The 25,184-nt window shown below is 71.1% G+C and carries 27 protein-coding genes; 11 read left to right on the plus strand and 16 right to left on the minus strand.

Annotated elements, in window-relative coordinates; all coding sequences use genetic code 11:
* The first annotated feature begins 40 nt into the window (after positions 1-40).
* Both adh and AC5L3C_RS33945 read left to right on the plus strand, forming a co-directional pair.
* Complete coding sequence (gene adh, locus AC5L3C_RS33940; RefSeq protein WP_493652935.1) at positions 41-1,558, plus strand: aldehyde dehydrogenase; 1,518 nt, start codon at positions 41-43, stop codon at positions 1,556-1,558.
* Positions 1,558-1,962, plus strand: coding sequence for a DUF779 domain-containing protein (locus AC5L3C_RS33945; RefSeq protein WP_493652936.1), 405 nt, complete (start codon positions 1,558-1,560; stop codon positions 1,960-1,962). The genes adh and AC5L3C_RS33945 overlap by 1 nt, the downstream gene beginning before the upstream one ends.
* Before the next feature lie 64 nt (positions 1,963-2,026).
* On the opposite strand, the gene AC5L3C_RS33950 is transcribed toward AC5L3C_RS33945, so the two are convergent.
* On the minus strand, positions 2,027-2,434 hold the full coding sequence (locus AC5L3C_RS33950; RefSeq protein WP_125509048.1) for a peptidase inhibitor family I36 protein: 408 nt from the start codon (positions 2,432-2,434) through the stop codon (positions 2,027-2,029).
* Between the two features lie 261 nt (positions 2,435-2,695).
* Between AC5L3C_RS33950 and AC5L3C_RS33955 the strand changes: the two genes are divergently transcribed.
* Complete coding sequence (locus AC5L3C_RS33955; protein WP_493652937.1) at positions 2,696-3,757, plus strand: right-handed parallel beta-helix repeat-containing protein; 1,062 nt, start codon at positions 2,696-2,698, stop codon at positions 3,755-3,757.
* 45 nt (positions 3,758-3,802) lie between these two features.
* On the plus strand, positions 3,803-4,831 hold the full coding sequence (locus AC5L3C_RS33960; RefSeq protein ID WP_493652938.1) for a methyltransferase: 1,029 nt from the start codon (positions 3,803-3,805) through the stop codon (positions 4,829-4,831).
* 79 nt (positions 4,832-4,910) lie between these two features.
* Here AC5L3C_RS33960 and AC5L3C_RS33965 read toward each other — a convergent pair whose 3' ends face one another.
* From AC5L3C_RS33965 to AC5L3C_RS33995, 7 genes are all read right to left on the minus strand, one after another.
* The gene (locus AC5L3C_RS33965) at positions 4,911-5,246 is read right to left on the minus strand and encodes a TcmI family type II polyketide cyclase (RefSeq protein ID WP_493652939.1); all 336 of its coding nucleotides are present in this window, start codon (positions 5,244-5,246) and stop codon (positions 4,911-4,913) included.
* A gap of 40 nt (positions 5,247-5,286) precedes the next feature.
* Positions 5,287-5,769, minus strand: a complete 483-nt coding sequence (locus AC5L3C_RS33970; RefSeq protein ID WP_125509056.1) for an SRPBCC family protein — start codon at positions 5,767-5,769, stop codon at positions 5,287-5,289.
* 2 nt (positions 5,770-5,771) lie between these two features.
* Positions 5,772-6,032, minus strand: a complete 261-nt coding sequence (locus AC5L3C_RS33975; RefSeq protein ID WP_125509058.1) for an acyl carrier protein — start codon at positions 6,030-6,032, stop codon at positions 5,772-5,774.
* 27 nt (positions 6,033-6,059) lie between these two features.
* A complete protein-coding gene (locus AC5L3C_RS33980; protein ID WP_493652940.1) occupies positions 6,060-7,304 on the minus strand; it encodes a ketosynthase chain-length factor in 1,245 nt (414 codons plus the stop codon).
* Positions 7,301-8,569 carry a beta-ketoacyl-[acyl-carrier-protein] synthase family protein gene (locus tag AC5L3C_RS33985; protein ID WP_493652941.1) on the minus strand — a complete coding sequence of 423 codons (1,269 nt, stop codon included), beginning with the start codon at positions 8,567-8,569 and terminating at the stop codon, positions 7,301-7,303. Before AC5L3C_RS33985 ends, AC5L3C_RS33980 begins: the two co-directional genes overlap by 4 nt.
* A complete protein-coding gene (locus tag AC5L3C_RS33990) occupies positions 8,566-9,033 on the minus strand; it encodes a cupin domain-containing protein (RefSeq protein ID WP_125509064.1) in 468 nt (155 codons plus the stop codon). Before AC5L3C_RS33990 ends, AC5L3C_RS33985 begins: the two co-directional genes overlap by 4 nt.
* 70 nt (positions 9,034-9,103) lie before the next feature.
* Positions 9,104-10,228 (minus strand): SchA/CurD-like domain-containing protein, encoded by a 1,125-nt coding sequence (locus tag AC5L3C_RS33995; protein ID WP_125509066.1) that lies wholly within the window; start codon positions 10,226-10,228, stop codon positions 9,104-9,106.
* A 272-nt stretch (positions 10,229-10,500) separates the two neighbouring features.
* On the opposite strand from AC5L3C_RS33995, the gene AC5L3C_RS34000 reads away from it, so the two are divergent.
* The gene (locus AC5L3C_RS34000) at positions 10,501-12,141 is read left to right on the plus strand and encodes an FAD-dependent oxidoreductase (protein WP_125509069.1); all 1,641 of its coding nucleotides are present in this window, start codon (positions 10,501-10,503) and stop codon (positions 12,139-12,141) included.
* A 189-nt stretch (positions 12,142-12,330) separates the two neighbouring features.
* Here the strand turns inward: AC5L3C_RS34000 and AC5L3C_RS34005 are convergent, their stop codons facing one another.
* Positions 12,331-13,299, minus strand: a complete 969-nt coding sequence (locus tag AC5L3C_RS34005) for a hypothetical protein (RefSeq protein ID WP_125509071.1) — start codon at positions 13,297-13,299, stop codon at positions 12,331-12,333.
* Between the two features lie 159 nt (positions 13,300-13,458).
* Positions 13,459-14,904, minus strand: coding sequence for a glyceraldehyde-3-phosphate dehydrogenase (locus AC5L3C_RS34010; RefSeq protein ID WP_493652942.1), 1,446 nt, complete (start codon positions 14,902-14,904; stop codon positions 13,459-13,461).
* A gap of 199 nt (positions 14,905-15,103) precedes the next feature.
* Between AC5L3C_RS34010 and AC5L3C_RS34015 the strand changes: the two genes are divergently transcribed.
* Complete coding sequence (locus AC5L3C_RS34015; protein WP_493652943.1) at positions 15,104-15,508, plus strand: SseB family protein; 405 nt, start codon at positions 15,104-15,106, stop codon at positions 15,506-15,508.
* 27 nt (positions 15,509-15,535) lie between these two features.
* On the opposite strand, the gene AC5L3C_RS34020 is transcribed toward AC5L3C_RS34015, so the two are convergent.
* From AC5L3C_RS34020 to AC5L3C_RS34040, 5 genes are all read right to left on the minus strand, one after another.
* The gene (locus AC5L3C_RS34020; RefSeq protein ID WP_493652944.1) at positions 15,536-15,919 is read right to left on the minus strand and encodes a MarR family winged helix-turn-helix transcriptional regulator; all 384 of its coding nucleotides are present in this window, start codon (positions 15,917-15,919) and stop codon (positions 15,536-15,538) included.
* Positions 15,920-16,001: 82 nt separating this feature from the next.
* Positions 16,002-17,033 carry a LacI family DNA-binding transcriptional regulator gene (locus tag AC5L3C_RS34025; protein WP_493652945.1) on the minus strand — a complete coding sequence of 344 codons (1,032 nt, stop codon included), beginning with the start codon at positions 17,031-17,033 and terminating at the stop codon, positions 16,002-16,004.
* The gene (locus AC5L3C_RS34030; RefSeq protein WP_493652946.1) at positions 17,030-17,923 is read right to left on the minus strand and encodes a carbohydrate ABC transporter permease; all 894 of its coding nucleotides are present in this window, start codon (positions 17,921-17,923) and stop codon (positions 17,030-17,032) included. Before AC5L3C_RS34030 ends, AC5L3C_RS34025 begins: the two co-directional genes overlap by 4 nt.
* On the minus strand, positions 17,920-18,846 hold the full coding sequence (locus AC5L3C_RS34035; protein WP_493652947.1) for a carbohydrate ABC transporter permease: 927 nt from the start codon (positions 18,844-18,846) through the stop codon (positions 17,920-17,922). The genes AC5L3C_RS34030 and AC5L3C_RS34035 overlap by 4 nt, the downstream gene beginning before the upstream one ends.
* Positions 18,843-20,162, minus strand: coding sequence for an ABC transporter substrate-binding protein (locus AC5L3C_RS34040; RefSeq protein WP_493652948.1), 1,320 nt, complete (start codon positions 20,160-20,162; stop codon positions 18,843-18,845). The genes AC5L3C_RS34035 and AC5L3C_RS34040 overlap by 4 nt, the downstream gene beginning before the upstream one ends.
* 218 nt (positions 20,163-20,380) lie before the next feature.
* Here AC5L3C_RS34040 and AC5L3C_RS34045 point away from each other — a divergent pair, with 218 nt between their 5' ends.
* From AC5L3C_RS34045 to crcB (AC5L3C_RS34065), 5 genes are all read left to right on the plus strand, one after another.
* Positions 20,381-22,402, plus strand: coding sequence for a beta-galactosidase (locus AC5L3C_RS34045; protein WP_493652949.1), 2,022 nt, complete (start codon positions 20,381-20,383; stop codon positions 22,400-22,402).
* A 142-nt stretch (positions 22,403-22,544) separates the two neighbouring features.
* Positions 22,545-22,802, plus strand: coding sequence for an ArsR/SmtB family transcription factor (locus tag AC5L3C_RS34050; RefSeq protein ID WP_493652950.1), 258 nt, complete (start codon positions 22,545-22,547; stop codon positions 22,800-22,802).
* 54 nt (positions 22,803-22,856) lie between these two features.
* Entirely contained in the window at positions 22,857-23,300 is a 444-nt protein-coding gene (gene crcB, locus AC5L3C_RS34055) for a fluoride efflux transporter CrcB (RefSeq protein WP_493652951.1), read from the plus strand.
* Positions 23,297-23,659, plus strand: coding sequence for a DUF190 domain-containing protein (locus AC5L3C_RS34060; protein ID WP_493652952.1), 363 nt, complete (start codon positions 23,297-23,299; stop codon positions 23,657-23,659). Before crcB (AC5L3C_RS34055) ends, AC5L3C_RS34060 begins: the two co-directional genes overlap by 4 nt.
* On the plus strand, positions 23,656-24,030 hold the full coding sequence (crcB, locus tag AC5L3C_RS34065) for a fluoride efflux transporter CrcB (RefSeq protein ID WP_493652953.1): 375 nt from the start codon (positions 23,656-23,658) through the stop codon (positions 24,028-24,030). The genes AC5L3C_RS34060 and crcB (AC5L3C_RS34065) overlap by 4 nt, the downstream gene beginning before the upstream one ends.
* A gap of 6 nt (positions 24,031-24,036) precedes the next feature.
* On the opposite strand, the gene AC5L3C_RS34070 is transcribed toward crcB (AC5L3C_RS34065), so the two are convergent.
* Entirely contained in the window at positions 24,037-25,110 is a 1,074-nt protein-coding gene (locus AC5L3C_RS34070; RefSeq protein WP_493652954.1) for a fatty acid desaturase family protein, read from the minus strand.
* Positions 25,111-25,184 lie beyond the last annotated feature (74 nt).

A 25,184-nucleotide genomic window follows, 5' to 3' on the forward strand; every position in this document is an offset into this window, starting at 1 on the left:
TCGGGACCGTCGCACTCGCCACCCATCGAGGAGAGCCGCCATGGTGTACGCGCAGCCGGGAACGGACGGCAGCATCGTCGACTTCGCTTCGCGGTACGACAACTTCATCGGCGGGGACTGGGTCGCCCCCGTGGAGGGCCGGTACTTCGACAACCCCACACCGGTGACCGGCGCGACGTTCTGCGAGGTCGCCCGCTCCTCCGCCGCCGACGTCGAACTCGCCCTGGACGCCGCGCACGCCGCCGCGGGGGCCTGGGGCGCCACGTCCGCGGCGGAGCGGTCGAACATCCTCAACCGGATCGCCGACCGCATGGAACAGAACCTCGAGAAGATCGCCGTCGCCGAGACCTGGGAGAACGGCAAGCCGGTACGCGAGACGCTGGCCGCCGACATCCCGCTGGCGATCGACCACTTCCGCTACTTCGCCGGAGTGGTCCGTGCCCAGGAGGGCAGCATCGCCGAGATCGACGCCGACACGGTCGCCTACCACTTCCACGAGCCGCTCGGCGTCGTCGGCCAGATCATCCCCTGGAACTTCCCGATCCTCATGGCCGCCTGGAAGCTCGCGCCCGCGCTGGCGGCCGGGAACTGCGTGGTGCTCAAGCCGGCCGAACAGACCCCGGTCAGTCTGCTGTACGTGATCGAACTGATCGCCGACCTGCTCCCGCCGGGCGTCCTCAACGTCGTCAACGGCTTCGGCGTCGAGGCGGGCAAGCCGCTCGCCTCCAGCCCGCGCGTCGCCAAGGTCGCCTTCACCGGCGAGACCACCACCGGACGCCTGATCATGCAGTACGCCAGCGAGAACATCGTCCCCGTCACCCTGGAACTGGGCGGCAAGAGCCCGAACATCTTCCTGCCCGACGTCACCGCCGCCGACGACGACTTCCTGGACAAGGCCGTCGAGGGGTTCGTGATGTTCGCGCTGAACCAGGGCGAGGTGTGCACCTGCCCCTCCCGCGCGCTCATCCACGCGTCCGTCTACGACGAGTTCATGGCCCGCTGCGTCGAACGGACCAAGGCCATCGTCAGCGGCGACCCGCTGGACCCGGAGACCATGATCGGCGCCCAGGCCAGCAACGACCAGTACGAGAAGATCCTGTCCTACATCGACATCGGCCGGCAGGAGGGCGCCGAGATCCTCACCGGCGGCACCCCGAGGGCCGTGCCGGGCCTGGAGGGCGGCTACTACGTCGAGCCGACGATCTTCCGCGGCACCAACGACATGCGGATCTTCCAGGAGGAGATCTTCGGCCCGGTCGTCTCCGTCACCACCTACGACTCGGTCGACGAGGCCCTGAAGATCGCCAACGACACGCTGTACGGCCTCGGGGCCGGCGTGTGGACCCGGGACGGCAACACCGCCTACCGCCTCGGCCGCGGCATCAAGGCCGGCCGGGTGTGGACCAACTGCTACCACGCCTACCCGGCGCACGCGGCCTTCGGCGGCTACAAGAAGTCCGGCATCGGCCGCGAGAACCACAAGATGATGCTCGACCACTACCAGCAGACGAAGAACCTGCTGGTCAGCTACTCCGGGCAGAAGCTCGGGTTCTTCTGATGGAGGCCCGCACCCGGCGCGTCGAACTGACGCCCGCCGCCGAGGAGTTGGTGCGGCGACTGGTGGCGGTGCACGGTCCGGTGATGTTCCACCAGTCGGGTGGCTGCTGCGACGGCAGCTCACCCATGTGCTACCCGCGCGGCGAGTTCCGGGTCGGCGCCTCGGACGTCCTGCTCGGGCACGTGGCCGGCGACGCCCCCTTCTGGATGAGCGCCGACCAGTACGCGTACTGGTCGCACACCCACCTCACCGTGGACGTGGTCACCGGCCGGGGCGGCGGCTTCTCCCTGGAGGCCCCCGAGGGCGTACGCTTCCTGCTCCGCTCCCGGCTGCTCACCGAGGAGGAACTGCACCGCATCGAGACCGAACCGCCCCTGCCCACCGGGGCGGACCCGGCCGGATGAACCCCGGCGGCGTCACACCGGGCGGGGGCCGTGCCACGGCCCCCGCCCGGCCCCCGTCCCCTCGTCAGCTTCCGCAGGTCCCCTTGATCCACCGGTGCGAACGCAGCTTGTACGTGCCGGCGAGGTTCCCCTTCTTGCCCTGCTTGGTGCAGCCCTTCCGGGTCCCGTAGTCCTTCCCGGAGTAGTAGGCGACTCCGCTCCAGTTCGAGCTGGTGCCGTTGTTCTTGATCGACTTCACGTTCTTGGTGGCGGACCAGGAACACTTGATGTTGCCGTTGCGCCAGTCGGGATCGGCCTGGCTCCACATGCACATGTCACCCGTGTAGTCCGAACCGGTGTAGAAGCAGACGTACTTCTCCGGGCAGGGCGGCGGCGCGGAGGCGGCGGCGTTGGCACTGCCCGGCATCACCAAGGTGGCGGCGGTAGCCACCCCGGCGGCGAGGCCGGCGAGCATGGTGCGGGTCTTTCGCATCGTTCCCCCTGTGGTCGGGGCGATCAGACGGATCGCCCTCGTGCCTGTCTGTCCGGTTACTCTCCCCGACCCGGGCCCACGCGGCCAGGCCCTTGCTCCCTGCCGCAAAAGCCCAGGTCACGTGGGAGAGCGGAATGCCGCGGGCGCACTTCGGTGATCCCGGCCGCGTACGGCCCGGCGGGGTGCCGCGGCCCGCGAGCGCCGCGCCCGGCTGGGTGATCACCGGTGGCGGGGCGGAAGCCCCGCTCATAGCTTCGGCTCATGAACAGACGACACATCGCGTATCTCGCCTGCACCACCGCCGTCTTGGCCGCCGGTCTGGGAGCCGCCCCGTCGACCGGGCACCACCCCACCGTGCACCGTGTACAGCCCGGCCAGTCGATCCAGAAGGCCGTCGACGCCGCCGAGCCGGGCGACACCGTGCTCCTCGCCCCCGGAACCTACCGGGAGAGCGTCACGATCACCGCGTCGGACATCACCCTGCGCGGCCACGGCGCCAACAGCACCCTCCTGCTGCCCGCCGAGAAGGCCAAGGGCGCCTGCGCCGAGGCCGGAAACGGCATCTGCGTCACCGGCACCGACAAGAAGCCCGTCGAGGACGTCTCCGTACGGTCGCTGACGGTCCGTGGCTTCGACAAGAACGGCGTGTGGGCCACCGGGACCGAGGGACTGAAGGTCCGTTACGTCACGGCCGAGAAGAACGGCCAGTGGGGCATCGCCGAGGAACGCTCCGCGGACAGCGACATCAGCCACAACGTGGCACGCGGCAACGGCGACGCGGGCCTCTTCGTCGCCAACACCGTCGACACCGAGGAGGGCGCCCGCGACGCCCGGAAGACCGTCGTCCGGCACAACAGGACGGAAGGCAACCGGGTCGGCGTCACCGTACGGCGGCTGCGCAACCTCAGCGTCACCCACAACGAGGCCACCGGCAACTGCGCCGCCGTGTTCGTGGTGGGCGACGAGACCACGCCCCGCTCCGGCCACCTGGACGTGAAGTACAACCACATCCACGCCAACAACAAGTACTGCGCCAAGACACCGCGCCTGCCGTTCCTCCAGGGATCCGGCATCGTCCTCACCGGCGTCGAGAAGACGGTGGTGGCCTACAACCGCGTGGAGGACAACAAGGGCACCTCCCCGCTGTCCGGCGGCATCGTGCTCTTCAAGAGCCTCGTCGGCACGCCCAGCGAGCGCAACGAGATCCGCGACAACCTGGTGACCGGCAACAGCCCGGCCGACCTGGCCAACCGGGACACCGCCACGACCAACACCTTCAGCCGCAACACCTGCACGCTCTCCGAGCCCGCCGGTATGTGCTGACCCGCACCCCCCACCCACTGCACCACAGCAGAAGCGAGGCAACGGATGACCACCGTTGATCAGGCTCCCCCGCCGCCCATGCGGCTGAGGGAGCTCGTATTCGGGGCGGCCTGCGCCGCCGCCGTACGCGCGGCCGTGCGTCTGGGCGTTCCCGACGCCCTGGACGACAGCCCCATGACCGTCGACGACCTGGCCGCCGCGGTGAAGACGCAGCCGCACACCCTGCGCCGGCTGCTGCGCGCACTGTCCTGCCAGGGCGTCTTCACCGAGAACCCCGACGGCACCTTCGCGCACACCGAGATGTCCCGGCTGCTGCGCGAGGACGACCCGCACAGCCTGCGCTACATCGCCCTGTGGTGCACCGAGCCGTGGACCTGGAACGTCTGGCCGCTCCTCGACGAGGCGGTGCGCTCCGGCCGCAACGTCTTCGAGGACGTCCACGACCGCGAGTTCTTCACCTACCTCAACGAGTCCGCCCCCGAGTCCGCCCACGTCTTCAACCGGGCGATGACCACCTCCAGCGAGCAGTCCGCCCGTGACGTGGCCCTGCTCCTCGACCTGGACGACGCCTCCTCGGTCGTGGACATCGGCGGCGGCCAGGGCCACGTCCTGGCCAGCCTCCTGGAGAAGCACGCCCACCTCCACGGCACCCTGCTCGACCTGCCGGGCGTCGTGGAGAACGCCGACCCCCGGCTGCGCCCGGGCGGCGCACTCGCCGGCCGGGTCGACGTCGTGGCAGGCGACTGCCGGGAGTCCGTCCCCGTCGAGGCGGACGTCTACATCATCAAGAACGTCCTGGAGTGGGACGACGACAGCACCCGCCGGGCCCTGGCGAACGTCCGCGCGGCGGCCCGGCCGTCGGCGCGTGTCGTGGTCATCGAGAACCTCGTCGACGACACCCCCTCGATGCGGTTCACCACCGCCATGGACCTGCTGCTCCTCCTCAACGTCGGCGGCGCCAAGCACACCCGGCAGAGCATGACCGACCGCCTGACCGACGCGGGCCTGACCATCGACGAGATCCGCCCGGTCAACGCCTATCTCCACGCCTTCGAGTGCACCGTGCCCGGCTGACCCCCGCGGCCGCACAGCCCGAGGCCGCCGGCTCCGCGACTGACGCGGGACCGGCGGCCTCGGGCTGTGCGGCCGCGGCTCAGGAGCCGGCGTCGCGCTCCCAGCGGTAGAAGCACTGCGCCATGGCGTCCTTCGGGCTGCGCCACGTGGCCGGGTCGTAGGGGCTGACGTACGCCTCCAGCCGCTCGCTGATGCCGCGGAACTCCGGATGCGAGGCCAGCCGGGCGATGGCCGGCGCCGGGTCCTGCTCGGCCTCGATGAGGTGCAGGTACACGTCGTCGCCGAACTGGAACAGGCTGCGCCTGCTGACACCGACCAGATGGGGGAGTTCCCCCCGGTCGGAGGCGGCGAACACCTCGGCGATGTCCGGCGCTGAGCCGGGCTTCATCCGGGCGACGATGAGGGCGTGGTGCATGGGGTGTCCTTCCCTGTCCGGGTCCTGCCGGGACCGGCGCTCAGCGCGAGGACGCGACGGACGCGCTCTCGCTGTCGCGGGCGACCTGCTCGATCCGGTCCCGGATGAGGGCCATCTGCGTACGGGAGTTGCGGTTGATGTTGTCCGTCATCCACGCGTCGTCGACCGGGGCGTCGGGCTTCATCGCGAAGTCCTGCGTCCAGCGCATCTGGACACCGCCCGGCAGCTCCGCGTACTCCCACAGGATGTCCATGTGGGCGAACGGGCCCGTCTCCACCCGGCGGGCACGCACGATCCGCTTCTCGCGGTCGGGGGTGCGCTCCGACACCCAGCTCCACACCTTCCCGTTCTCGTCGGGGTGCATGGTCAGCCGGAACGTCGTCGTGTCGCCCTCGCGGGAGAGGATCTCCACGGACGCGTACTCGCTGAACAGCCGCGGCCAGTTCTCCAGGTCGTTGGTCATCTCCCACACGAGGTCGAGGGGAGCGTCGATCGTGATGCTGTTCTCGGTGTGTCCGGCCATGTTCAGGCTCCAGCCGTGAGGGTGCTGTTGACGAGGTTCAGGAACTCGCGGGGCGTCTTGCAGCGCTCCGAGTCGGGGGGCAGCGACTGGCCGTACCGGTTCTCCAGCTCGCCGACGATGCCGAGCAGACCGAGCGAGTCCAGTCCGAAGGAGTCGAACGGGGACTCCGCGGCCTCCTTCAGCTCCCGCGGGTCGACGGTGATGCCGGCCGCCTGCTTCATCAGGGCGGACAGCTCTTCGAAGGTCACTTCGGTGGTGATCATGGGTGACTGCTCCTTCCCCGCCCGGACCTACCGGGCGGATTCGTCACCGCGGCGCACGACCAGCGCCGCGTTGGAGCCCATCAGTCCCCTGCTGAGGACGAGGGCGGTACGCAGCTCGGCGGGACGAGCCTGCGACATCACCAGGTCGAGGTCGTGGCAGATGTCGAACACGTTGGGCGTCGGAGGGATCAGGCCGTGCTCCATCGCGAGCACCGCCGCCACCGTGTCCAGCACGGGCGCCGCACAGTAGGCCCGGCCGATGCCGGTCTTGGGCGCCGTGACCGGCACCCGGGTGCCGCGCCCGCCGAAGACGTCGGCGATCGCCAGCGCCTCCGCGTGGTCCGCCTCCACGACGCCCATGGCGTCGGCGAACACCACGTCGATCTCCTCAGGGGCGCAGTCCGCCTCGTCGAGGGCGCCGCGGATCGCGCGGACCAGGCCCTCCCGGGACTCCGCCCAGCGGGAAGCCCCGGTGAACGTGGCGGCATGGCCGGCCACGGTCGCCCGTACCGGCACCCCGCGCTCACGGGCCCGCTCCTCGTCCTCGACGACGAGCAGGGCGCCGCCCTCGGCGGGCACGAAGCCGCACGCCTTCTCGGTGAACGGACGGTAGGCGCGGTCGGGGTCGTCGAGGGTGCTCAGTTCGGGGTAGCCGAGCTGGCACACCATCGAGTACGGGGCCAGGGGCGCCTCCGCGGCGCCCACGACCATGACGTCGGTACCGCGCCGCACGGCCCGGCTCGCGTGCGCGAGGGAGTCCAGACCGCCCGCCTCGTCGCTCGCCACCACCCCGCACGGCCCCTTCAGACCGCCGCGGATGGAGATCTGGCCGGTGCTCGCGGCGTAGAACCAGGCGATGGACTGGTAGGGGCCGACGAACTTGGAACCCTGCCCCCACAGTTTCTGCAGCTCGCGCTGGCCGAACTCGCCGCCACCGGACCCGGCGGCGGTGACCACCCCGACCGAGAAGGGCTCCGCCGGCTCACCGCCGAGCCCGGCGTCGTCGAGGGCCAGGGCGGCCGCGGCCATCGCGAAGTGGCTGAACCGGTCGGTCTGCACCAGGAACCGGTCCTCGATCAGGGCCGCGGGGTCGAAGGACCGCACCTCCCCCGCCACCCGCAGCGGCAGGTGGTCGCAGCCCTCGCGGCCGATCAGGTCCAGTACCGTGAGGCCTTCACGGACGGACTTCCAGTAGGCGTCGGACCGCTGTCCGTTGGGCGCGATCACACCGATCCCGGTGACGGCAGCGCGCCGGGGGCGCCGATTGCTCATCGTGTCCTCCCGCCCGTCCCCGTCAGCAGCACCGCGGACTGGAAGCCGCCGAACCCGCTGCCCACGGAGAGCACGTTGGTCAGCTTCCGCGGCCGCGCGGTGCGCGGCACGTAGTCCAGGTCGCACTCCGGGTCCGGGGTCTCGTAGTTCGCCGTCGGCGGCACGACCTGGTGCTTGAGCGCGAGCACGCACGCGACCACCTCGATCGCGCCGATCGCGCCCAGCGAGTGCCCCACCATCGACTTGATGGAGCTCATGGGCGTGTCATGGGCGTGCGCGCCCAGCGACCGCTTCACGGCGGCCGTCTCGTGCCGGTCGTTCTGCCGGGTGCCGGACCCGTGCGCGTTGACGTAGTCGATCGACGTCGGGTCGATACGGGCCTGCTCGAGCGTGGTGTCGATCGCCCGGGCCATCTCCAGGCCCTCGCTGGTCAGACCGGTCATGTGGTAGGCGTTGCCGTAGGTGGCGTAGCCGCTGATCTCGCAGTGGATCTCCGCCCCGCGGGCCCGCGCGTGCTCGTACTCCTCGAGGACGAGCACCGCCGCGCCCTCGCCCATCACGAACCCGTCGCGGTGGGCGTCGAAGGGCCGGGAGGCGTGCTCGGGGTCGTCGTTGTTCGGCGACGTCGCCTTGATGGCGTCGAAGCAGGCCATGGTGATCGGTGAGATCGGCGAGTCCGATGCTCCCGCGATGCAGACGTCGGCCCGGCCCTCGGCGATGGTGTGGAAGGCGTAGCCGACGGCGTCGAGCCCCGAGGTGCAGCCGGTGGAGACGGTCTGCACCGGGCCACGGGCGTCGAACTGCTCGGCGACGACCGAGGCGAGGGTGCTGGGGGAGAAGGCCAGATGCAGCTTCGGCTCCGCCTTGCGGTGGTCCACGTCCCAGCGCCGCCCGTGCTCGCTGACCCGGACGTAGTCGCTCTCCAGCCGGGTGGTGCCGCCGACCGCGCTGCCGAGGGAGACCGCGGTGCGCCAGGGATCCACGGCCGCGGTGTCGAGACCGGAGTCGCGCACGGCCTCCCCGGCCGCCACCACGGCGAACTGTATGTAACGGTCCGCGTGCTGGCACAGCTCCATGTCCAGACCGTGCTCGTAGGGGTCGAAGTCGCACTCGGCGGCTATGCGCGAACGCAGGCCCGCCGGGTCGAACAGGGTGATGCCGCGGGTCGCGGTGCGGCCGGCTGCGAGAAGATCCCAGAACGCCGTCGCTCCGATGCCGCCGGGAGCGACCACACCTATACCGGTGACGGCCACTCGCCGGGTCATTTTATGGCCTCGCTCGGCTCGGCCGGCCGGCCGTGCTCGGGACCGCCGACCTTCAACTGCGGCCCGGCGACGGCGCTCTCGGTCTCCTCGGTGTCGACGTGGCCGAGGCTCGGATGCGGCGCGAGCGGCCCCAGGTGGAAAACCATCCGGGCCTCCTGGTCGCCGACGTTGCGGAAGCGGTGCCGCATGTCGACCGGGATCATCAGGGCCTGCTCGGCGCGGAGCGCGAACGGCTCGCCGTCCAGGTCCACTTCGAGCGCGCCGCTGACGACGTACACGAACTCCTCGGAGTACGGGTGGTAGTGCTCGCCGATCCGTTCGCCGGGCTTGATGACGGCCAGGCCCATGAACCCGCTGGTGGAGCCCACGGTGGCCGGTGTGAGCAGGGTCCTGAGGTCACCTCCGCGCCGTCGGTTGGGTTCCGTCTCGCTCAGGTCCACGATGCGTGGATGCTGCTTGGACATGGTTGATACCTCCGGGTGTGCCGGTGACGTGCGCGGCGGGAACGGCCGCGGACGTCACCGCGGTCGACCGTCAGGAATCCGCTGAGCTGCGGTCGGTGACGGGCAGCATGTCGGCGTGCGCCAGCAGGCTGTTGAGGTTGCGCTCCGAGTCCAGGGCGCCCTCGACACCGATCGCGGCGCCGTCCAGGAGACGCTCCAGCTCCGCCGCCTTCCCCGCACCCTTGATGCCGAGGGCGGCGGCCGGGTCCAGGTCGAGGTCGCGGGTGACGTCGACGAGACGCACCACGGTGTCGTCCCGCTGGAACACCGTGCTCGCGAACACCGGGCTGTCCGGGTCGTCGGCCGCGGTCTCGTCCTGGTGGGCGAGGAACCGGGCCAGGTCCATGCCACGGCCCTCGACGGCCGGGTAGTACAGTGCGTGCCGCCGCAGCCCGGCGGGCTCCGGCCGGCCGGCCGTCACATGGTGGACGGCGGGGAGCGCGGCCCGGGTGAAGAAGACCCGCGCGGACTCGGGGTCGGTCAGATCCCGGTCCTGCTCCAGATACGGGTTGATGGCCTCCTCGACCGCGCGCACCTCCGGCTGCCGGGCGACGTGCCGCAGCGCGGCCAGCAGGTCGCCCTCCACCTCCACGGCCCGCACGACGCGGTTGCCGTGCATGAACAGCGACGTGCGGCGCAGCCGCGTGGTGTCGTCGACCTGTGCCTTGGGCGACTCGTACCCGGCCAGCAGCTCCGCGACCTTGGACTCGGACCCCGGCTTGACGGTGAAGGTGAGGGCGTGGCGCGCCACGCCGTCGCCCACCCGTGCGGCCGTCTGGAGTCCCGCCGAGGCGGCCTCGGGGGTGAGCGGCCGGTCGGGGTGGGTCTCGCGCAGGATGCTGTAGCGCATCGACCGGGTGTCGCGGACGCAGCTGTGCATCGGCCGGACGGTTTCGACGTGTTCCTCGCTGTTCACCCACGCGAGGAACGGCGGGGCGCTCTCCCACTCGCTGGTGATGAGCCACTGCGAGGGGTTCTCGATCGACTGGCACAGCTGGTCGCTGATGTGTCCGGGGACGGACGCGACCTTGTTGCGCATGTGCTCGTAGGCGTCGAGGAACTGCTCCTGGGCCCCCTCGTACAGATCGAGCAGCAGGATCACCCGCAGTCTGGAACCGTCGAAGGCCGACTGCGCTATGCGTCCCGACGTGGTCATCCGGCGCACCTCTCCTCTTCTCGTGAAGCCCCTGCGCGGGGCTTCTTCCGGAAGCTCTTCACGGAAGGTCAGGGAACGACCGCCGTGTCCGATGGGCCGGGGTCGCCATGTGTCGATGGTTGACGCGACCCCAGCGGCGCGCGAGCGACACGGGGCACCCGGGTGAACCCCGCGCCATCCGGGTGCCGCCGGGACGCGAAGGGGCCCGTACCGGGCATGGAATGTGCGTCCCGTTCCGCAGCCCGTCCCGGGCGACGCTGGAGGCGTTTTCCATGAACCGACCCAACACGGCCGGCGAGGCGGTTCACCGCACGCCCGTCCTCATCGTCGGCGGCTCCCTGGTGGGGCTGTCCATGTCCCTGTTCCTGGGGCGGCTCGGGGTGCCGCACACACTCGTCGAACGTCACGCGGGCACGTCGATCCACCCGCGCGGCCGGGGCAACAACGTCCGCACGATGGAGCTGTTCCGGACCGCCGGGGTGGAGCGGCGCATCGCGGAGGCGGCGTCGGTGCTGGCGGACAACCACGGCATCCTGCAGACGCCGAGCCTGGCGGGCGACGCCGGCGAGTGGCTGTTCCGTGAGATCGACCCCGGCGGCGGGCTCGCCCGCTTCAGCCCGGCCGGCTGGTGTCTGTGCAGCCAGAACGACCTCGAGCCCGTGCTGCTGGCGAGCGCCCGGGAACTCGGCGGCGACCTGCGCTTCGGCACCGAGATGATGTCCTTCGACCAGGATCCCGACGGGGTGACGGCGCACCTCAAGAGCCGCGAGACGGGCGAGCACACCACCGTACGGGCGGACTACCTGGTCGCCGCGGACGGCCCCCGCAGCCCCGTGCGCGAGCGGCTCGGCATCGGGCAGAACGGACCCGGCGACCTGTTCCACAACGTCAGCGTCACCTTCACCTCCCGGGACCTCGCCGGGGTCGTCGACGACCGGAAGTTCATCGTCTGCTACCTCACCAGCCCGGACGCCGACGGCGCGCTGCTCCCGGTGGACAACCGTGAGCACTGGGTCTTCCACGCGCCCTGGCACCCCGAACACGGCGAGACGCTCGAGGAGTTCACCGACGAGCGGTGCGCCGCCCACATCCGGAGGGCCGTCGGCGTCCCCGATCTCGATGTGACGATCACCGGGCGGGCGGCCTGGCACGCCGCCGAGCGGGTCGCCGAGCGGTACACCGAGGGCAGGGTGTTCCTGGCCGGTGACTCGGCGCACGAGATGTCGCCCACCGGGGCGTTCGGCTCCAACACCGGCATCCAGGACGCCCACAACCTGGCCTGGAAGCTGGCCGCCGTGCTGGACGGCCGGGCGGGTGTGGCCCTGCTCGACTCCTACGACGCCGAGCGCAGGCCGGTCGCCGAGGCCACCAGCGCCCGTGCCTCGTCCCGCTCGGTGGAGCACAGCCACCCCGGGTACACACCGGCCGACGCGACCGCCGCGGTGGCCGGCCGCCGCGGCGGCATTCTCAACGTGGCGCTGGGCTACCGCTACCCGCGCGGCGCGGTGCTGGGCGCCGACCCCACGGCGCCGGTGGTCCCCGACGCCCTCGCCCTGACCGGCGAGCCTGGTACCCGCGCTCCGCACCTGTGGCTGGACCGCGCCGGTACGCGGATCTCCACGCTGGATCTGTACGAGCGGTCACTGGTCCTGCTGAGCGGGGAGGACGGGGCGTGGCACGAGGCGGCGGGGCGGCTGTCGCTGCCGGTCGAGTCCTACCGGGTCGGTGAGGGCCCCGATGCCGACCTGACGCCTGAGGCCGGCACGGACTGGACCGGCGCGCACGGCATCACCCGCGACGGCGCGGTCCTGATCCGCCCGGACGGCTTCGTCGCCTGGCGGTGCACGCAGCGCCCGGCGGACGCGGAGACCGCACTGCGCGAAGCAGTCACGACGCTGCTCTGCCGCCCCTGACGCCGTTCGTACCGTGCGCCGGGCCGGCCGTGGGGTGTTCGCGCAGCCCGGCGCTTGCGGGGTGCCTCCCCCACTCTCGGCTGCGCTCGAGCGGGAGGTACCCCCACCGCCCACCCGTGCCGCCCTGGGGGCACCTCCCAGGCCCTTCAGGCACTGGGGGAGGCACGGCTGCCCGCGGAGCGGCGCGGGTCACCCCCCGCCGATACCTCCTTGACGGCCCCGTTCCGACTTCGCCTGATGCTGTTCGAAGCGTTGGAGCGCGGGGCCGTCGACGTCCCACGGCCAGGGCGTGACCGTGCCCTGGAGGGCCTGGAAGACCGGGTGGGCGTCGGCGGCCCGCCCCGCCGCGCACAGCGCGTACGCCAGGACGTTCAGATCCGCCGGCGCCGCCACGTGCTGGAAGAAGCCCGGCTTCGCCCACAACGCGGCCGCCTGGTCCAGTGCCGCCGCGATCTGTCCGCCCTCCCACAGCTGACCGGCGGTCATGGCCCGCACCCCGCCCTGCGCCAGCAGCCCCTGGTACTGCCGGACGGCCGCGGTCAGCTCGACCGCCGCACACGGTGCGTTGGCCGGGATCCGCGTGCGCACCACGTCGATGAAGTCGAGGACGGACGCACTGGAACCGCCCTCCTCCGGCGAGAGGTACGCGAGCATCTGGAAGTACGCCTCACGGTGCCAGCGGTCGCGCGAGGTGGCCTCCCGCCAGACGGCGTTGACCTCGTTCTGGCCGTACCGCTCGATCCGTGACACACCGAGCAGCGCCACCCACGGCAGCGGGTCCTCCGGCCGGAGTTCGGCGGCCCGGCGGCAGTGGGACATCAGCTCTCCGGCGTCCTCCAGCCGTCCGTCCCGCAGTCCGCGTGTCAGCCCGGTCCAGGAGTGGAACACCAGGGCGTCGGCATGGTCCGGCTCCCGGTCCAGCCAGGCCGCCGCGATGCCGGTGTCCGCCGTCGCGCCGGCCAGGACGGACACCCGGTGGCTGCGGCTGTCCCAGTCGTCCCCGGCCTCCTCCAGCAGCGAGGCCGCCAGCGTCACGTCGGCCGCTTTGGCGCTCCCGCTCCGCTTGCTCAACTTGCCCAGCACGCGGGCAAGTTCGGCATCGTCGAAGGCGGGGTTGATACGGAGACGTCTGCTGGTGCGACTGCTGAAGAGGGGCATGCCCGAAGACTAGAAACTGCGCGTGCCCCGGCAAGCCGTATTGGGTGATCGTTATCGATCTGCCCCTTACCGCCGGTCAGCCGGGCAGAACAGGGCGGGGCCGGACATCTCGCCCGGCCCCGTCCGTCACTCCGCCTGCGCCTCCCGCGGCCTCCCGGCTCAGACCGCCGGGGACGGGTACGTCGGGTACTCCACGCCCGAGACGTACTGGACGACCCGGACGACCTGGCAGGAGTAGCCGAACTCGTTGTCGTACCAGAGGTACAGGATCGCGTTGTCGCCCTCGACCTTGAGCGCGCCGGCGTCGACGATCGAGGCGTGCCGCGAGCCGACGAAGTCGCTGGAGACGGCGTCGGGGGCGCTGATGAAGTCGATCTGGCGCTTCAGCGGGGAGGTCAGCGACACCTTGCGGAGGTGGTCGAGGACCTCCTCGCGGCTGGTCGCACGGGCCAGCTGGAGGTTGAGGATCGCGATCGAGACGTCCGGCACCGGGACCCGGATCGAACTGCCCGTGATCGTCGCGTCGAGGTCGGGCAGTGCCTTGGCGACGGCCGAGGCGGCACCCGTCTCGGTGATCACCATGTTCATCGGCGCGGAACGGCCGCGGCGCTCCGACTTGTGGTAGTTGTCCAGCAGGTTCTGGTCGTTGGTGAACGAGTGGACCGTCTCCACGTGCCCGCGCAGCACACCGTACTCGTCCGCCATGGCCTTGAGCGGCGGGACGATCGCGTTGGTGGTGCAGGACGCGCAGGACAGGATCCGCTCGTCCGGCTTCAGGGTGTCGTGGTTGACGCCGTGCACGATGTTGGGGACGTCGCCCTTGCCCGGCGCGGTCAGCACCACCTTGTCGACACCGGGACGCAGGTGCTGCGAGAGGCCCTCGCGGTCGCGCCACTTGCCGGTGTTGTCGATGAGGATGGCGTTCTTGATGCCGTACGCCGTGTAGTCGACCTGGGTCGGGTCGTCGGCGTAGATCACCTTGATGGTGTTGCCGTTGGCGACGATCGTGTCGTCCGCCTCGTTCACGGTGATCGTGCCCTGGAACTGGCCGTGCACGGAGTCGCGGCGCAGCAGCGAGGCGCGCTTGACGATGTCCTGTGCGCCGCCCCGGCGGACCACGATCGCGCGCAGACGCAGCCCGTTGCCGGAGCCCGACTTCTCGATGAGGAGCCGGGCCAGGAGACGGCCGATGCGGCCGAAGCCGTAGAGGACGACGTCGCGTGGCTCGCGGCGGTCGATCCTGTTGGCGCCGGTCGCGCCGGCGACGGCCTCGGCGGTGAACTCGGCCACCGACAGTCCCCGGTCGTCGGCGCGGTGGGCCTCGGCGAGCAGCCCGATGTCGATCTGCGACGGGCCGAGGTCGAGCGTGGTGAGTGCCTCCAGGAAGGGCAGCGTCTCGGTGACCGAGAGCTCCTCGCCGGCGATCTGCCGGGCGAAGCGGTGGGTCTTGAGAATGCTGACCACCGACTTGTTCACCAAGGAGCGGCTGTGCAGCAGGACGGTCACGTCCCGCTCCCGGTGCAGCTTCCCGATGATCGGGATCATCGACTCCGCGATCTCCTCGCGGTGCTTCCAATGGGTGAACGAGTCTTCGTTGACAGTCACAGGATCATCTTTCGAGCTAGAGGGTGCTCATATGATAGCCACGCTGTCGGGGCGGTCCTGAGGGGGTGCCCGCGGGCCACGGAAACGCCGGACTTCGCAGGGTTGCGCGAGATGCGAACGGGTACGCGTGCAGCACTGTGCCCGGGGCGGATCTTGTCCCCGGGCGGGCCGCACGACCGCCGCTACCAGGGAAACTGCCATGGAGACACCAGCGCACGAGAACAACCCCCCGACGCCCGCCCAGCGGGCCCTGGACACCCTGTCCGAGAACACCGAGGACACGGCGGCGCTGGACGCCCTCGCGAACAGCGACGTACTGATCCCGGTCCCCGACGACGCGGGCGACGAGGAGGCATCCGACCCGGGCGTGGTGGCGCTGCCGGTGCTGGAGCAGCCCGGCGGCACGCACGTGGTGCCCGTGTTCACGTCCGAGCTGGAGATGGCCGGCCTGCTGCCGTTCGTCTCCCGCTACCGTCTGGTCCCGCTCGGCGCGCTCGCCGCCCAGTGGCCCGCCGACGACCTGTCCCTCACCATCGACGGCAGCTCCGAGCACCGGCTCACCCTCACCTCGGAGGGGGTGCGCAGCCTGCTGGCCCGGCCGTGACCCGGCGGGCCGGCGCCTGCCCGCGCGCTATGCGTCCAGTGCGCGGGCCAGGGCGGCACGCTGCACCGGCAGCGCCTCGGCGTGCAGGTCGCGGCCCTTCGCGGTGAGCGCCACGAAGACGCCCCGCCGGTCCTCCAGACACAGGCTGCGCTCGACCAGACCGTCCCGCTCCAGCCGGGCGATGAGGCGCGACAGAGCGCTCTGGCTGAGGTGCACCCGGCCCACCAGGTTCTGCACCCGGCACGGCCCGCCCTCGCCGGGAGCCGCGAGCAGGTCGAGCACCTCGAAGTCGGACGCGCCGAGGCCGTAGGGATTCAGCGCACGGTCGATCTCGCCGAGAGTGCGCGCGTGCACCGCGAGGATGTCACGCCACCGTTCCTCGAGCCCGGCTCCGGCCGTATCCACTGCCATACGGGAACGGTAACACTTGTTCCACTTTCAATGAACGCACGGTGACGAGGCGTACCACCCCGTCGGACAGGCCCGTCCCCGCTCACGTGGAGTCACGACGCACCAGTTCCGTGGGCAGGATCACCGCCGCCGGGTCCTCACCGCCGATCTGGGCCAGCAGCACCCGGACCATCTCCGTGCTGATGCGGTCCCACGGCTGGCGGATCGTGGTGAGTGCGGGGCTCGCGGACACGGCCGCGGGGGAGTCGTCGAAGCCGCCGACCGCGACGTCCTCGGGCACCCGGCGCCCGGCCCGGTGCAGCGCGGTGAGCACGCCCTGGGCCATCAGGTCGGAGGCGACGAACACGGCGTCCACGTCCGGGGCCCGGGCCAGCAGCAGTTCGGCGCCCGCCTCACCGCTGGCCCGGCTGTAGTCGCCGGAGACGACGAGCCGCTCGTCGGCCTCGACGCCCGCCTCGGCGAGCACCTCCCGGTAACCGGCCAGGCGCTCCACACCGCCCGGGGTGTCCGGCGGACCGGTCACCACACCGATCCGCCGCCGGCCCAGCGCCAGCAGATGCCGCACCATGTCCCGCGCGCCGTCCCGGTCGTCGGCGGCCACGTAACTCACCTTCGAGCCCAGCCCGATCGGCTTCCCGCACGCGACCAGCGGCACGCCCGCCGCGCGCAGTTCCTCGGCCACCGGGTCACCGGAGTGGCTGGAGACCAGCAGCACCCCGTCCACGTGCCCGGCGGTGATGTACCGCGTGATGCGCCGCCGCTCGCCGTCCGTGCCGGCCAGCATCAGCAGCAGCGGAATGTCGTGCGCGGCCAGCGCCTGGGTGCAGCCCCGCAGCAGGACATTGAAGTTGGGGTCCTCGAAGAACCGCTCCTGGGGCTCGGTGAGCAGGAAGCCCACCGAGTCCGAACGACCGGTGATGAGCGAGCGGGCGTGCCGGTTGACGACGTATCCCGTCTTGCGGATCGCCGCGTTGACCGCGTCCGCCGCGGCGGGGCTGACGTAGTGCCCGCCGTTCAGCACGCGCGAGACGGTGCCGCGCGAGACCCCGGCCTCGCGCGCCACGTCATGGATCGTCGGTGGCTTGCGCCTGCCCCCCGTGCTGCTCATGGTCACGACTTTACGGCCCCGGAGAGCAGATCCAGACTCCAGAACCGCTGGATGACCAGGAACAGCGCCACCAGCGGGACCACCGCGAGGAAAGCGCCCGTGATCACCAGGGTGTAGAGCGCGGGCGTGCTGGCGCCCTGTTCCAGCAGGGTGTACAGACCGAGGGTGATCGGGAACTTCTCGTCGTCGCTGAGCATGATGTACGGCAGCAGGAAGTTGTTCCAGATCGCGACGAACTGGAACAGGAAGACCGTCACCAGCCCGGGCACCATCATCGGCAGTGCGACCTGGGTGAAGATCCGCCACTCGCCCGCGCCGTCCATCCGCGCGGCCTCCACCAGTTCCGCGGGTACCGCGGCGGTGGCGTGGATCCGCGCGAGGTAGACGCCGTACGGGGAGAGGATCTGCGGCAGCAGCACCGACAGGTAGGAGTCCGTGAGGTCCGCCTTCGCCAGCAGCAGGTACTGCGGGACGGCGAGGATCACCGGTGGCATCAGGACGCCCGCCAGCAGCACGTTGAACAGGGACTCCCGGCCCCGGAAGCGGTAGACCGCCAGTGCGTAGCCGCTGATCGCCGACACGCACGCCGACAGCAGCGCGCCCAGACCGGCGTACAGGGCGGAGTTGCCCATCCACCGCCAGTAGACGCCGTCGCGGTAGGCGTTGAGGTCCACGAGGTTGTCGGTGAAGCCGGTGCCTGGCCAGAAGGTGAAGGTGGAGAACAGCTCCGAGCCCGACTTGGTGGACGCGACGACCACCCAGGCGACCGGCAGCAGGCAGTACACCGCGCCGAGCAGCAGGGTCACGGTCGGGACCAGGGCGATCCGGCGGCGCCGCGCCGGGCCCCGGGCAGTGGCGGCCGCGGGTGCGGCCGGACGCAGGGTGAGGGAGCTCATCGTGCGGCCTCCTGCCGGGATCGCCGGTTCGCGGCCCGCAGGAACCCGAAGGACAGCACCAGCGTGGCGAGCGCGATGACGGTCGCCTGGGCGGCGGCCGCGTGGATGTCGCCGTTGCCGAAGGCGTCCTGGTAAACCTTCATCAGCGGACTCCAGGTGGTGGAGACGGAGTTGGTGAGCGGCTTGAGGGTGGTCGGTTCGCTGAACACCTGGAGCGTCGCGATGATCGAGAAGAAGAAGGTCAGCACCAGCGAGGGCGCCACCATCGGGATCTTGATCCGCAGCGCGATCTGCAGCGGCGTGGCACCGTCCAGCTTCGCCGCTTCGTACACCTCGGCGGGGATGGCCCGCAGCGCGGTGTAGATGACGATCATGTTGAAGCCGGTGCCGCCCCAGACCGCGATGTTCGACAGCGCCAGGTACAGCGGCCCGCCGTCCAGCAGGTCCGGCCGCGGCAGACCGAGCCGGTCGAGCACGAAGTGGAAGGGGCTCACGTCCGGCAGGTACAGAAAGCCCCACAGCAGGGCCGCGACGACGCCGGGAATGGCGTACGGCAGGAAGATCGCGAGCCGGGTGACGGGGGCGAGGCGCACCTTCTCGGAGTCCAGCATCAGCGCGAACAGCAGCGCGAGCCCCAGCATGACCGGCACCACGATGCAGCCGTACCCGAGCACGCGCAGCGCGCCGGCGAGCAGCTCGCTGTCGGACAGGGCGCCGGTGTAGTTCTCCAGGCCGGCCCAGACCTCCTCGCGGGCGCCGGCCCCGAGCCCGAGGCCGGAGACCTGAACCTTGCGGAAGCTGAGCCAGACGGCGTACCCGATGGGCAGCGCGAAGAACAGCAGGAAGAGAGCGGCGGCGGGGACGAGGAACGCGTACGGGGCCCGCTCGGCCCCGTACGGTGTCCGACGGGTGCGGGACCTCACTCCGCGACCCCGAAGCCCTGCTTCTTCAGGTCGGCGACCGTGTCCTGCTGCATGGTGGCCAGGGCGGCGGTGAAGTCCGACTTGTTCTTCGCGGCGGCACCGAAGGCGTCCCTGAACGTCGTGTACGCGACGTTGACGTTCGGCCCCCACGCGGAGGGCGCGGTGGTCTCCGCGATCTCGGCGGCCTTGCGGTAGAAGTCGGGCTGGTTGGAGAAGTACTCCGGCGGGCTGCTGAAGGCGCCGCTGAGCTGGGCCGAGGTGGAGGCGGGGTAGATGCCGCTCTCCTTGGCGAGCGCGTTGAGCGCTTCACCGTCGGTGTTCAGCCAGGCGGCGAACTTGGCGGCGGCCTCCTTGTTCCCGGAGTCCGTGGTCACCGCGGTGGAGGAACCGCCCCAGCTTCCGGTGCGGCTCTCGCCCTCGCTCCACTGGGGGAGCGGGGCCATGGCCCACTTGCCCTTGGTGTCGGGCGCCGCCGTGGTCAGCGTGCCCGGCGCCCACACCGCGCTCACCCAGGCGATCTGCTTCCCGGTGTTGAGCGCCTTGTTCCAGGCCGGGGTGTACATGGGCTGGTTGTCGACGGCGCCCTCCGCCACCAGGCCGCCCCAGAATTCGGCGACCTTCCGCGTCGCCGCGTCGTCGATGCCGACCTTCCACCGGTCGCCGGAGGTGGTCCACCACTGCGCGCCGGCCTGCTGGGCGAGGCCCGCGAAGAGCCCGGAGTCGTTGGCGGAGAAGGTGGTCAGGTCCTTGTCCGGGGCCTTCTTCTTCAGTGCGCGCGCCGTCTCGGCGAACTCGTCCCAGGTGGCCGGGACGGTGAGGCCGTACTCCTCGAACAGGTCCTCGCGGTAGTAGAACATCATCGGCCCGATGTCCTGCGGCACCGCGTAGACGGCGTCCGTGCCGAGCGTGGTCTGCTGCCAGACGCCGTCGGCGAACCTGCTCTTCGCGTCGCCCACGCTGTCGCCTATGTCGGCCAGCGCGTCATGACTCACCAGCGTGGGCAGCGCCTGGTACTCGGCCTGCACCAGGTCGGGCGCCTTGCCGGCCTTGTGCGCGGTGAGGATCTTGGTGACCAGGGTGTCGCCGGACGCCTGCTTCTTCACCGTGACGGTGATCTGCTCCTTCTTTCCCGGCCCCTTGTTCCACAGGTCCACGACCTTGTCCATGCCGGGGGTCCAGGTCCAGTACGTCAGCGAGACCGGGCCCGAGCCGGCCTCTCCGTCGTCGGACGAGGAGCCGCAGGCGGCGAGTGCGGTGGCGCCGAGCGTGACGGCGACGGCGGAACGCACGAGGCGACGGCGCTTCGTGTACGGCATGGATCTCTCCTCTGACCTGGGCCCCCGCCTCGTGCGAAGGCCGGCTGCACCCTGCGCGGCTCGCCTCCGCGGCGTTCGCGCTCCTTCTGTGAGCGTTCACAGTAGAGAAACAGATCGGACACTTGTCAATGGTTGAGACTGTGGGGTTATGTTGACCTTGCGCCGCCGAATCGGTGTGTGCACGTTCTCAGAACATCGAGCACTTGGGGAGAGAAACCATGCCGGAGACCACCCCCAGAGGCCTCACCGGGCTCGCCTTCGGTGGGGACTACAACCCCGAGCAGTGGCCGGAGAACGTCTGGGAGGAGGACGTACGGCTGATGCGGGAGGCCGGCGTCACCATGGTGAGCGTCGGGATCTTCTCCTGGGCCCTGCTCGAACCGTCACCCGGCGCGTACGACTTCGGCTGGCTCGACCGCACCCTGGACCTGCTGCACGAGGGCGGCATCCGCGTCGACCTCGGCACGCCCACCGTGGTGCCGCCCGCCTGGTTCTACCGCGCACACCCCGACGCGCTGCCCGTCACCGCGGACGGGGTACGCCTGGCGTTCGGCTCCCGCGGCGCCATCTGCCACAGCAACCCCCACTACCGGGCCGCCGCAGCGGGCATCACCACCCGGCTCGCCGAACGCTACGGCGACCACCCGGCACTCGCGATGTGGCACGTCCACAACGAGTACGGCGTCCCCGTCTCCGCCTGCTACTGCGACGGGTGCGCCGCGCACTTCCGGCGCTGGCTGGCGGCGGCCCACGGCTCCGTCGAGGCCGTCAACGAGGCGTGGGGCACGGCGTTCTGGGGCCAGCACTACGCCTCCTTCGAGGAGATCGACCCGCCGCGCGCCACCCCCACGGTCGGCAATCCCGCCCAGGCCCTCGACTACCGGCGGTTCGCCGACGCCACCATGCGCGAGAACTTCACCGCCGAGCGGGACATCCTGCACCGCCTGGCCCCCGGCGTCCCGGTCACCACCAACTTCATGACCGCCCTCAGCCAGTGCGACTCCGTCGACTACTGGGCCTGGGGCCGCGAGGCCGACCTCGTCACCAACGACCACTACCTGATCACCGACGGCCGCCGCACCCACGTCAACCTCGCCATGGCCGCGGACCTCACCCGCTCCGTCGCCGGCGGCGCCCCCTGGCTGCTGCTCGAACACTCCACCTCGGGCGTCAACTGGCAGCCCCGCAACCCCGCCAAGGCCCCCGGCCAGATGGCCCGCAACTCCCTCGCGCACATCGCCCGCGGCTCCGACGGTGCGATGTTCTTCCAGTGGCGCCAGTCCCGGCGCGGTGCCGAGAAGTTCCACTCCGCCATGCTGCCGCACGGCGGCACCGGAACCCGCGTCTTCCGGGAGGTGACCGAACTCGGCGCCGCCGTACGGTCGCTGGCGCCGGTCCGGGGCACCCGCACCGAGGCCGACGTCGCCGTGCTGTGGGACTGGCAGTCCTGGTGGGCTCAGAACCTCGACTGGCGGCCCAGCGAGGACCACGACGCCCGCGAACGCGCCGACGCCTGGTACGAGGCCCTCTACGACCACCACCTCACCGTCGACTTCGCCCGTCCCGAAGCCGATCTGTCGAGGTATCCCCTGGTCGTCGTCCCGGCCCTCTACCTGATGACGGAGGCGGCAGGGCACAACCTCAGCGGATACGTCGAGAGCGGCGGCACCCTCGTCGTGTCGTACTTCTCCGGCATCGTCGACGAACACGACGCCGTGCACGACGGCCCCTACCCGGGCGCGCTGCGCCACGTCCTCGGCCTGACCGTCGAGGAGTTCTCCCCCCTGCTCCAGGGCGAACGCGTCCGCCTGACCGGCCCCGGCGTCCCCGGACTCGACGCCGACGTCTGGACGGAGTTCGTGGTCCCGCAGGGCGCGGAGACCGTGTGGACGTACGCCGACGGACTCACCCGGGGCCGCCCGGCCGTCACCCGGCACCGCCTGGGTGAGGGCACCGCCTGGTACGTTTCCACCCGGCTCGGCGCGGAGGGCCTCGCCGCGCTGCTGGGCCGGGCCGCCGAGGACGCCGGGATCACCCCGTTCCCGGACCTGCCCCGCGACGTGGAAGTGGTCCGCCGCACGGGCGGGACGTGCACCTTTCTGTTCGTGATCAACCACACAACCACCGACGCCAAGGTGCCCCTGGACACCCCCGGCACCGAACTGCTGACCGGGGAACGCGCCGCGGGCCGCCTCGCGGTCCCGGCCGGAGCCGTCCGGGTCGTCCGGCTCGGCGGCTGAACCGCGGGAAGACTGAACGGGCGTGCGCCGTATGGCCGTTGGGTCCCGGACAAGGTGCCGGCAGTACGGGACACGAAGGCCCCCGACGCGGGACAGTGGGAGGGCACCGGAGTGAGGAGCGCCCGGCGCGGAGGTGGACGACATGCTGAGGACTCCTGTCGACGGGACGCGGCGGCGCATCCTGAGGCGGCTGGGCGAACCGGACACCGCGGAACGCGGGCTCACCGCCGACGACATCGCCGCAGGCCTCGGCATCCCCCTCCCGGTGGCCCTCACCCACCTGCGCTTCCTCACCTCCCTCGGCCTGCTGCGCACCGTCCGCCGCGGCGACCGGCTGCACTACCGGCGTGACGAGATACGGATCGCCGAGGTGACGCGCCTGTTCGAAAAGGGCTGGTAGTCCGCGCGTCCCCGCCCGCCGATACGCTGATCCCGAGCGAGTGGGAGACGTACGGTGAGCGACCCGGCAACCGAGGGCCCGCGGGCCCGCCGCACCGTCCGTGCCCGGGCCCCCGTCGTCGCGGCCGTCGCGCTGGGCGGGGCGGCGGGGGCGGCGGCCCGGTACGCTGCCACCCTGTGGTGGCCGACGCCGCCCGGCGCCTTCCCCTGGACGATCCTCTGCGTCAACGTCCTGGGCTGCTTCGTCATCGGCGCGTTCATGGTCGCCGTCACCGAGGTCCGCACCGCCCACCCCCTCGTCCGCCCGTTCTTCGGCACCGGCGTCCTCGGCGGTTTCACCACGTTCTCGACATACGCCGTCGACGTCCGGAACCTGTTCGACGCCGGTCACCCGGCCGCCGGACTCCTCCACCTCGCCCTCACCCCGCTCACGGCCCTGGCCGCCGTATGGACGGCGGTCTCGGCGACCCGCCGGGTACTGATCAGGAGGCAGCCATGACAAGCCCGACCGGGGACGCCCTGCGGCTGACCGTGCTCGTCGGAGAGAACGACACCTGGCGGCACCGGCCCCTGTACTCCGAGATCGTCCACCGGGCGCACGCGGCCGGGCTCGCCGGTGCCAGTGTCTTCCGCGGCATCGAGGGCTACGGGGCGTCCTCCCTGGTCCACACCTCCCGGCTGCTGTCCCTGAGCGACGGCCTCCCGGTGGCGGTCGTCGTCGTGGACACCGAGGAGCGCGTACGGTCCTTCCTCCCGGAACTCGACGCGCTCATGACCGACGGCCTGGTGCTGCTCGACCGCTGCGAGGTGATCCGCCCCGGCAGGGGAACCGGCACGCGGGACGGGGAGCCGCGGTGAACTGGCTCTACGTGGTGCTGGGCGCCATGGTCGGCGCCCCGCTGCGCTACCTCACCGACCGCGCGGTGCAGTCCCGGCACGACTCGGTGTTCCCCTGGGGGACCTTCACGGTCAACGTCACCGGCAGCCTGGTCCTCGGCCTGCTCACCGGCGCGGCGGCCGCAGGCGCGGCCGGGTCCCCGCTCCGGCTGTTCCTCGGCACCGGGCTGTGCGGCGCCCTGACCACCTACTCCACCTTCTCCTACGAGACCCTGCGCCTGGCCGGGACCGGTGCCCGCGGCTACGCGGCCGTGAACGCCGTGGCGAGCGTGGCGGCCGGCCTGGGCGCCGCCTTCGCGGGCGCCGCCCTGGCCGGCGTGGTGTGGTCCTGAGTCCGGTCAGCTGCCGGCCCGGCGCAGCGGCTCCCCGGCCTGACGGAGATGCCTCAGGGCCTCACGGTGCGAGGCGAACAGCCCCGTCCGGCAGTACGGGATGCCCAGCTCCGCGCAGTACCGCTCGGTGATGACCTGGGCCTCGCGCAGGGCCGGTGTCGGCATGCTCGGGAAGAGATGGTGCTCGATCTGGTGGTTCAGCCCGCCCATGAACGCGTCGGTCACCACACCGCCGTCGACATTGCGGGAGGTGAGGACCTGCCGGCGCAGGAAGTCCAGCTCGGTCCCCTCCTCGATCATCGGCATGCCCTTGTGGTTCGGGGCGAACACACAGCCGAGGTAGATCCCGAACAGACCCTGGTGGACGGCGATGAAGGCGAGCGCCTTGCCAGGGGAGAGGACCAGGAACAGACCGCCGAAGTACACGGCGAAGTGGGCGACGAGCAGGGCACCCTCGAGCAGCGGCCGCTTCATCGAGGGGCTGCGCAGGGCCCGGAAGCTGCTGACACTCAGATTGAGACCCTCCAGCGTCAGCAGCGGGAAGAACAGCGCCGCCTGATGCTTCCCGATGAACCGTGCGGGGCCCTTGGCCTGCCGCGCCTGACGCCGGGACCACACGATGATGTCGGGCGCGACATCCGGGTCCTTCTTCTCGTGATTGGGGTTCGCGTGGTGGCGCGTGTGCTTGTTCATCCACCAGCCGTAGCTCATGCCGAGCAGCACATTGGCCGCCAGCAGCCCGCCGATCTCACTGGGCCGCCGGCGGGAGAACACCTGGCGGTGGGCCAGATCGTGGGCGGCCAGTCCCAACTGCCCGAACACCACGGCCAGGGCGGCGGCGACGATCAACTGGCTCCAGCTGTCGCCGAGGACGGCGAAGGCGGCGACCCCGCCCGCGAGCGCCAGCCCCACAGCTCCGAAGCGCACCGAGTAGTAGAGCGGTCGCCGCCTGAGCAGCCCCGCTTCCGATATGCGCCGTGACAGCTCGGAGAAGTCGCTCCCCTTCCCCTGCCGTCGTCCGCTTCCCGCGCCGTCTTCGCGGGGAAGCGGGATGTCTGTGAGCACCGTTGGATTGGCCATGCGCACAGTATGAAGAACAGATCTTGAATATCAGAATGCTGGTGACCCCCCGCCGCAGGGTGTGGCTGGCCCCC

The organism is Streptomyces speibonae (assembly GCF_984686075.1).

Bases quoted from the DNA above. Each gene is read 5' to 3' on its own strand.
- adh (WP_493652935.1), top strand. From the start codon at position 41: ATGGTGTACGCGCAGCCGGGAACGGACGGCAGCATCGTCGACTTCGCT.
- AC5L3C_RS34045 (WP_493652949.1), top strand. From the start codon at position 20,381: ATGCCGGAGACCACCCCCAGAGGCCTCACCGGGCTCGCCTTCGGTGGG.
- AC5L3C_RS33950 (WP_125509048.1), bottom strand. From the start codon at position 2,434: ATGCGAAAGACCCGCACCATGCTCGCCGGCCTCGCCGCCGGGGTGGCT.
- AC5L3C_RS34040 (WP_493652948.1), bottom strand. From the start codon at position 20,162: ATGCCGTACACGAAGCGCCGTCGCCTCGTGCGTTCCGCCGTCGCCGTC.
- AC5L3C_RS33985 (WP_493652941.1), bottom strand. From the start codon at position 8,569: ATGACCCGGCGAGTGGCCGTCACCGGTATAGGTGTGGTCGCTCCCGGC.
- AC5L3C_RS34030 (WP_493652946.1), bottom strand. From the start codon at position 17,923: ATGAGCTCCCTCACCCTGCGTCCGGCCGCACCCGCGGCCGCCACTGCC.
- AC5L3C_RS33960 (WP_493652938.1), top strand. From the start codon at position 3,803: ATGACCACCGTTGATCAGGCTCCCCCGCCGCCCATGCGGCTGAGGGAG.
- AC5L3C_RS33980 (WP_493652940.1), bottom strand. From the start codon at position 7,304: ATGAGCAATCGGCGCCCCCGGCGCGCTGCCGTCACCGGGATCGGTGTG.
- AC5L3C_RS33965 (WP_493652939.1), bottom strand. From the start codon at position 5,246: ATGCACCACGCCCTCATCGTCGCCCGGATGAAGCCCGGCTCAGCGCCG.
- AC5L3C_RS34000 (WP_125509069.1), top strand. From the start codon at position 10,501: ATGAACCGACCCAACACGGCCGGCGAGGCGGTTCACCGCACGCCCGTC.
- AC5L3C_RS34050 (WP_493652950.1), top strand. From the start codon at position 22,545: ATGCTGAGGACTCCTGTCGACGGGACGCGGCGGCGCATCCTGAGGCGG.
- AC5L3C_RS33975 (WP_125509058.1), bottom strand. From the start codon at position 6,032: ATGATCACCACCGAAGTGACCTTCGAAGAGCTGTCCGCCCTGATGAAG.
- AC5L3C_RS33955 (WP_493652937.1), top strand. From the start codon at position 2,696: ATGAACAGACGACACATCGCGTATCTCGCCTGCACCACCGCCGTCTTG.
- AC5L3C_RS33970 (WP_125509056.1), bottom strand. From the start codon at position 5,769: ATGGCCGGACACACCGAGAACAGCATCACGATCGACGCTCCCCTCGAC.
- AC5L3C_RS34015 (WP_493652943.1), top strand. From the start codon at position 15,104: ATGGAGACACCAGCGCACGAGAACAACCCCCCGACGCCCGCCCAGCGG.
- AC5L3C_RS33945 (WP_493652936.1), top strand. From the start codon at position 1,558: ATGGAGGCCCGCACCCGGCGCGTCGAACTGACGCCCGCCGCCGAGGAG.
- AC5L3C_RS34005 (WP_125509071.1), bottom strand. From the start codon at position 13,299: ATGCCCCTCTTCAGCAGTCGCACCAGCAGACGTCTCCGTATCAACCCC.
- AC5L3C_RS33990 (WP_125509064.1), bottom strand. From the start codon at position 9,033: ATGTCCAAGCAGCATCCACGCATCGTGGACCTGAGCGAGACGGAACCC.
- AC5L3C_RS33995 (WP_125509066.1), bottom strand. From the start codon at position 10,228: ATGACCACGTCGGGACGCATAGCGCAGTCGGCCTTCGACGGTTCCAGA.
- AC5L3C_RS34020 (WP_493652944.1), bottom strand. From the start codon at position 15,919: ATGGCAGTGGATACGGCCGGAGCCGGGCTCGAGGAACGGTGGCGTGAC.
- AC5L3C_RS34070 (WP_493652954.1), bottom strand. From the start codon at position 25,110: ATGGCCAATCCAACGGTGCTCACAGACATCCCGCTTCCCCGCGAAGAC.
- AC5L3C_RS34060 (WP_493652952.1), top strand. From the start codon at position 23,297: ATGACAAGCCCGACCGGGGACGCCCTGCGGCTGACCGTGCTCGTCGGA.